Below are 5,691 nucleotides of genomic sequence, written 5' to 3' on the forward strand. Positions count from 1 at the left end.
TCGCCTCGTCGCGGCGGAAGAGATAGAGCAGCATGCGCAGGGCCTTGCCGCGTTCGCCCTGAAGCTCCGGATCCCTGTTGACCACATAGGCGGCGTCCTTGCGGGCGAGCGCCAGAATGTCGCCGTGGGCCTCCAGATGGGCGAAGCGGAAGCCCGGCATGCCGGACTGGCGCGTGCCGAGAAGCTCGCCCTCGCCGCGCAGCCTCAGGTCCTCTTCGGCGATCCGGAACCCGTCATTGCTGTCGCGCAGGACGGAGAGCCGCGCGCGGCCGGTTTCCGACAGTGGTCCCTTGTAGAGCAGAATGCAGGAGGAGGCCTCGTCGCCGCGCCCGACCCGGCCGCGCAACTGGTGCAACTGGGCAAGGCCGAAGCGCTCGGCATGCTCGATGACGATGATCGTGGCGTCCGGCACGTCGACGCCGACTTCGACTACGGTGGTTGCCACCAGAAGCCGGGTCTCGCCGCTCTTGAACGCCTCCATCGCCGCTTCCTTGTCCGCTGACGACATGCGGCCATGTACAAGCCCGACATGTTCCGGCCCGAGCGCCTTTGCCAGGGTCTCCCTGCGCTCTTCCGCCGAAACCAGATCAACGGCCTCCGATTCCTCCACCAGAGGGCAGATCCAGTAGGCTTTTTTTCCTTCATTCAGCGCCTGCCGCAACCGGCCGACCACATCACCGATCCGCTCGGCCGGGATGGTGACGGTCTGGATCGGCTTTCGCCCGGCCGGCTTCTCGGTCAGGTTGGAGACATCCATGTCGCCGAAGGCCGCCAGCACCAGCGTGCGCGGGATCGGCGTTGCCGTCATCACCAGAAGATGCGGCGACATGCCCTTGGCCGTGAGCTTCAGCCGCTGGTGAACGCCGAAACGATGCTGCTCATCGACGATCGCCAGCCTCAGGTCATTATAGCTGACATTGTCCTGAAACAATGCGTGGGTGCCGATGATGATCCGCGCCGTGCCATCGGCGATCTCCGCCTCGATAACGCGGCGATCGGCCGCTTTCGTCTTGCCGGTCAGAAGCTTGACCGTGACGCCCGCCTTTTCCGCCAGTGCGGCGATGCCTTCAAAATGCTGGCGGGCGAGGATCTCCGTCGGCGCCATCAGCACGGCCTGGCCGCCGTCCTCGACCACCGCCAGCATCGCCAGAAGACCGACGACGGTCTTGCCGGAACCGACATCGCCCTGGAGCATGCGCAGCATGCGCGTCTCCCGGGCCATGTCCGCAAGGATCGCCGAAATGGCATCTTCCTGACCGGAAGTCAGGGCGAAGGGCAGGGCGGCGCGAACCTTGCCCGAAAGCGCGTCTGTGGGATGCACCGGCCTTCCCCTGGCGCGCCGCATCCGGCTTCTGACAAGGGCGAGCGACAGCTGGCCGGCCAGAAGTTCGTCATAGGCAAGCCTGCGCCGTGCCGGGGCCTGGGGTTCAAGATCGGTCGCGTCGCGCGGATTGTGAAGCGCAAGGAGCGCTTCCTTCAGCGCCGGAAAGCCCTGACGTCTGAGGACCTCGCCGTCGATCCATTCGGGAAAATCGGGGACCCGCTCATTGGCGCTTTCGATCGAACGCCGCAGAACCTTGGCGGAAAGTCCGGCCGTCATCGGGTAGACCGGCTCGCAGTCCGGCAGCGTATCGGCCTTGTCGGCGCTCACCATGTAGTCTGGATGCACCATGGACGGCCGGCCGTTGAACCATTCGGCCCGGCCGCTGACCAGCACCGTCTCGCCGACGGGAAGCGCCTTTTCCAGCCAGTCGGCCTTGGCGCGGAAGAAGGTCAGCGTCAGTTCGCCCGTATCGTCATGGATGAACACCCTGTAGGGCGCGCTGGAACGGACCGGGGCCGGCTGGTGACGGTCGACGCGGCCCTCCACCGTCACGATCGCGCCTTCTGGCAGGTGCGCGATGCCGGGCCTCAGCCGACGGTCGATCAGCGAGGTCGGCGCGTGGAACACCAGATCAATGACGCGCGCCTCGTCCTCGCGCCCTGTGAGGCGCGCGAGCAGTTTCTCAAGTTTCGGCCCGATCCCCGCAAGCGAGGTGACGGGCGCGAACAGGGGGTCGAGCAGAGCCGGGCGCATTATTCCCAATTGGACCGAAGGAAGCGCTTTGGCAAGGCTGACAAGCGCGAAACGAGCGGTTATAGAGACCAATCAACAAAGAAGGTTTTTGAAATGACCGGTCTGAAACGTTCGAGCGCCGACCTCGATCCCCGCCGCCGGCGGATCCTGTTTCGCTGCTGGCACCGCGGCATCCGCGAGATGGATCTGATCCTCGGCCAGTTCGCCGAGGAGAATCTTGCCGGAATGGACGACGAGACGCTCACTGCGCTCGAAACGATCATGGCCGAGGAAGACAATGACCTGATCAAATGGATCAACGGCGCCGAAGCGGCGCCCGACCACGTGCGCATACCGCTTTTCGAACGCATCTGCGCCTACAGGCCGGATTTCGACCCGGTCGAAAACGACATCTGAAGATTTTTGCGAAAACATGATAGCCGGATTCAACCCGAAAAAGCTGGATGGCCTCAGCGGCGCCGTCACCATTGCCAACGCCGTGCCGGGCACCGAACCGCTGGTGCTGGCGGAAATGGCGCGCGCCGGCCAGTCCGTCGCCTATGTGCTCTCCGACGGCCAGCGGATCGCCGATTTCGAGCAGATGCTCGGCTTTGCCGCCCCTGACATTCCGGTGCTGACGCTGCCCGCCTGGGACTGCCTGCCCTATGACCGCGTTTCGCCCGGCGCCGACACCTCCGCACGCCGTCTCTCTGCGCTTTCCGGCCTGATCGCGCATGCCCAAAAGCCGCATCCGGCCATCATCCTCGTCACTGTCAATGCCATGCTGCAGAAACTGCCGCCGCGCGAGATCGTCGCGACGCTCGGTTTTTCCGCGCGCGCCGGCCAGGTGATCGATATGGAAGTCATCGTCCGTCGTCTGACGGATGCCGGTTTCGAACGGGTGCCGACCGTGCGGGCCGTCGGCGAATATGCGGTGCGCGGCGGCATTCTCGACGTCTTCGTACCGGGAGAAGAGAACGGACTGAGGCTCGATTTCTTCGGCGACACGCTGGAATCGATCCGCGCCTTCGATGCCGCGACCCAACGCACCATCGGCTCGGTCAAGGCCTTCACGCTCAACGCCATGAGCGAGGTAACGCTGAACGACGGGACCATTGCGCGATTCCGCAAGAACTACCTGTCGCTCTTCGGCGCCTCGACGCGCGACGATGCGCTCTACCAGGCCGTTTCGGAAGGCCGCCGCTATGCCGGCATGGAGCACTGGCTGCCGCTGTTCTACGAGCGCCTGGAAACGGTGTTCGACTATCTCTCCGGCTTCCGGATCATTTTCGACCACGCCGCGCGCGAGGCCGCGAGCGAGCGGGCTGACCTGATTGAGGACTATTACGAGGCCCGGCGCACCAATCTGGGCGCCGCCCATGGCGGGCAGGGCGCGCCCTACAAGCCCGTGCCGCCGGACATGCTCTATCTCGATGAGACGGCATTTGCCGCCGGTCTCGAAGCAAGCGAGGCCGTGCGGCTTTCGCCGTTCAACGAGGCATCATCGCTCGGCAAGCCTGTGATCGCGCTCGAAGCCCATGCCGGCCCGCGCTGGGCCGTTGCCGCGCAGGCGCGCAAGGGTGACGACGGCGAGCGCGCCAATGTGTTCGAGGAAGCCGTCCGGCATATTGCCGAGACGCGCGCGAAGGGCGGCAGGGTGCTGATCACCGGATGGTCCGAGGGGTCGCTCGACCGGTTGCTGCAGGTCCTGAAGGAACACGGGCTTTCCAAGATCAAACCGGTCAAGGCGCTCTCCGACCTTCAGCGGCTCTCCAAGGGCGAGGCGGCGAGCGCGGTCCTGAGCCTCGAGGGCGGCTTCGAGACCGGCGACCTGCACGTGATCGGCGAGCAGGACATTCTCGGTGACCGACTGATCCGCAAGACCAGAAAGAACAGGAAAGCCAGCGACTTCATCACCGAAGTTTCCGGACTGGATGAAGGCTCCCTGGTCGTTCACGCCGAACATGGCATCGGGCGGTTCACGGGACTGAGGACGATCGAGGCGGCGGGCGCGCCGCGCGACTGCCTGGAACTGCATTATGCCGATGATGCCAAGCTGTTCCTGCCGGTCGAGAACATCGAGCTTCTGTCGCGCTACGGTTCCGATGCCGCCGACGTGCCGCTCGACCGGCTCGGCGGCGGCGCATGGCAGGCGAAGAAGGCGCGGCTGAAGAAGCGGCTTCTCGACATGGCCGACGAACTGATCGCGATCGCCGCCAAGCGGGCAACCCGCACGGCGCCGCCGCTGGTGGCGGCCGAGGGGCTTTATGACGAATTCGCCGCCCGGTTCCCCTATGAGGAGACGGAGGACCAGTATAACGCCATCGAGGCGGTGCGCGGCGATCTCGGCCTCGGACGGCCGATGGACCGCCTGATCTGCGGCGATGTCGGCTTCGGCAAGACCGAAGTGGCCCTGCGTGCGGCCTTCCTTGCCGCCATGAACGGCGTCCAGGTGGCCGTAGTGGTGCCGACGACGCTACTCGCGCGCCAGCACTACAAGACCTTCATCGAACGTTTTCGCGGACTGCCGATCAAGGTCGCGCAGGCTTCGCGCCTCGTCGGCGCTAAGGAACTGGCCCAGACCAAGAAAGACCTTTCCGAGGGCAAGGTTGACGTCGTGGTCGGCACCCATGCGCTTCTGGGCACCACGATCAAATTCGCCAATCTCGGCCTCCTGATCATCGACGAGGAGCAGCATTTCGGCGTGCGCCACAAGGAGCGGCTGAAGGAACTGAAGAGCGACGTGCATGTGCTGACGCTTTCGGCGACGCCCATTCCGCGCACGCTGCAGCTTGCCATGACCGGCGTTCGCGAGCTCTCGCTGATCACCACGCCGCCGGTCGACCGCATGGCGGTCAGGACCTTCATCTCCCCCTTCGACCCGCTGGTGATCCGCGAGAACCTGATGCGCGAGCACTATCGCGGCGGCCAGAGCTTTTACGTCTGTCCGCGTCTTTCCGATCTGGAGGAGGTTCAGGCCTTTTTGCAGGCCGAAGTGCCGGAGCTGAAGGTCGCCGTTGCCCACGGGCAGATGGCGGCGGGCCAGCTCGAGGACATCATGAACGCCTTCTATGACGGCAGCTATGATGTGCTGCTGTCGACGACGATCGTGGAATCCGGCCTCGATGTGCCGACCGCCAACACCCTGATCGTTCACCGCGCCGACATGTTCGGCCTGGCCCAACTTTACCAGCTGCGCGGCCGCGTCGGCCGTTCGAAGATCCGCGCCTTCGCGCTGTTCACGCTGCCTGCCAACAAGCGGCTGACCGATACCGCCGAGCGGCGGTTGAAGGTGCTGCAGTCGCTCGACACGCTGGGCGCCGGCTTCCAGCTCGCAAGCCACGATCTCGATATTCGCGGCGCCGGCAATCTGCTCGGCGAGGAACAGTCCGGCCACATCAAGGAGGTCGGGTTCGAGCTTTACCAGCAGATGCTGGAAGAAGCGGTCGCCGAGGCCAAGGGCGACGAGGACGCGGGCGGCAGCGACTGGTCGCCACAGATCGGGCTCGGAACGTCGGTGATGATCCCGGAAAGCTATGTGCCGGATCTCAATCTCAGGATGGCGCTCTACCGCCGTCTTGGCGAATTGACCGATGCCGGCGATATCGACGCCTTCGGCGCCGAGTTGATCGACC

General features: G+C 65.0%; 3 protein-coding genes. 2 read left to right on the plus strand and 1 reads right to left on the minus strand.

Features of this window, described 5'->3' with window-relative positions:
* A partial coding sequence (gene recG / locus AC5DC2_RS18280) for an ATP-dependent DNA helicase RecG (RefSeq protein WP_491699503.1) occupies positions 1-2,077 on the minus strand: 2,077 nt, incomplete at its 3' end.
* A 93-nt stretch (positions 2,078-2,170) separates the two neighbouring features.
* On the opposite strand from recG, the gene AC5DC2_RS18285 reads away from it, so the two are divergent.
* Positions 2,171-2,473, plus strand: coding sequence for a succinate dehydrogenase assembly factor 2 (locus AC5DC2_RS18285; RefSeq protein WP_024707839.1), 303 nt, complete (start codon positions 2,171-2,173; stop codon positions 2,471-2,473).
* A gap of 16 nt (positions 2,474-2,489) precedes the next feature.
* Positions 2,490-5,691, plus strand: a 3,202-nt coding sequence (gene mfd, locus AC5DC2_RS18290) for a transcription-repair coupling factor (protein ID WP_491699504.1), incomplete at its 3' end; no start/stop codon positions are given.

Source organism: Martelella sp. (assembly GCF_984369615.1).

Excerpts from the sequence above, each read along its gene's own strand:
- AC5DC2_RS18285 (WP_024707839.1), top strand. The coding sequence starts at position 2,171 with ATGACCGGTCTGAAACGTTCGAGCGCCGACCTCGATCCCCGCCGCCGG.